The 1,242-nt window shown below is 60.9% G+C and carries 1 protein-coding gene; it reads left to right on the top strand.

Annotation, left to right across the window (positions count from 1 at the left end):
- A partial coding sequence (tnpC, locus tag ABK249_RS33765) for an IS66 family transposase (RefSeq protein WP_415926504.1) occupies positions 1 to 1,242 on the top strand: 1,242 nt, incomplete at both ends.

Raw genomic sequence — 1,242 nt, 5'->3', positions numbered from 1 at the left:
AGATCGCGCGGCTGGAGGCGGTGGAGAAGAGTGCCAACGAGCGGATTGCCAACCTCACATCGATCCTGAAGGTTCTGCAGCGCACCCAACATGGCACCCGTTCCGAGCGATTGCGGCTTGGCGTCAACGACGAACAGGTGTCCTTTGCCTTCGAGGAAGTCGAGACCGGCCTTTCGGCAATCCAGAGCGAGCTTGATCATGCGGCCAAAGACAAGCCGAAACGAGCACCACGTCCGCGCAAGGGTTTTGCCGCTCATCTCGAACGCATCGAGGAAGTGATCGAGCCGGAGATCCCGGCCGGCTGCGAGGGGCTGGAAAAGGTCCTGATCGGTGAGGATCGCTCGGAACGACTGGATGTCGTGCCGCCGAAGTTCCGGGTCATCGTGACGCGTCGCCCCAAATATGCCTTCCGGGGCAACGATGGCGTGCTCCAGGCTTTGGCACCGGCACACATCATCGAAAGTGGCCTGCCGACGGAGCGGCTGCTCGCCTATATCGCCGTCTCCAAATACGCCGACGGCCTTCCGCTCTACCGGCAGGAGGCAATCTATCTACGCGACGGTGTCGAGATCAGCCGATCACTGATGGCCCAATGGATGGGGCATCTGGGCTTCGAACTGCAGATATGCGCCGACTACATCCTTGAGCGCGTCAAGGAGGGCGAAAGGGTCTTCGCCGACGAAACGACCTTGCCCACTCTTGCGCCCGGTTCGGGGAAAACGACGAAGGCCTGGCTTTGGGCTTATGCTCGCGATGATAGACCCTATGGCGGAACCAGCCCGCCGATGGTGGCCTATCGGTTTGAGGACAGCAGGGGCGCTGATTGCGTGGCGCGTCATCTCGCCGGATTTGGCGGCATCCTGCAGGTAGACGGCTACTCGGCCTATACCAATCTCGCCAAGACGCGTGCCAAGGCCGGCAGCAATGAAACGATCCGGCTCGCAGGGTGCTGGGCGCATCTACGCCGCAAGTTTTACGACCTCCACATCAGTGGTGTCTCAAAGGCTGCAACGGACACGATCATCGCGATGATCGAGCTGTGGCGCATTGAGGATGAGGTCCGCGGTCGGGATGCCGACAGCCGTTCCATGCTGCGTCAGGAAAAATCTGTAACCATCGTCTCCGGCCTCTTTGATCTTTGGGAAAAGGAACTGGGCAAGGTCTCTGGCAAGTCCAAGACCGCCGAAGCGATCCGCTACGCGCTCACCCGGCGCGAAGCACTGGAGCGCTTCCTGACGGACG

Origin of the sequence: Neorhizobium phenanthreniclasticum (assembly GCF_040066075.1) — a bacterium.
Taxonomy (GTDB): Bacteria; Pseudomonadota; Alphaproteobacteria; order Rhizobiales; family Rhizobiaceae; genus Neorhizobium; species Neorhizobium petrolearium.
Note: the sequence above shows the minus strand (reverse complement) of the source record. Positions and strands in the feature narration are given on the sequence as shown.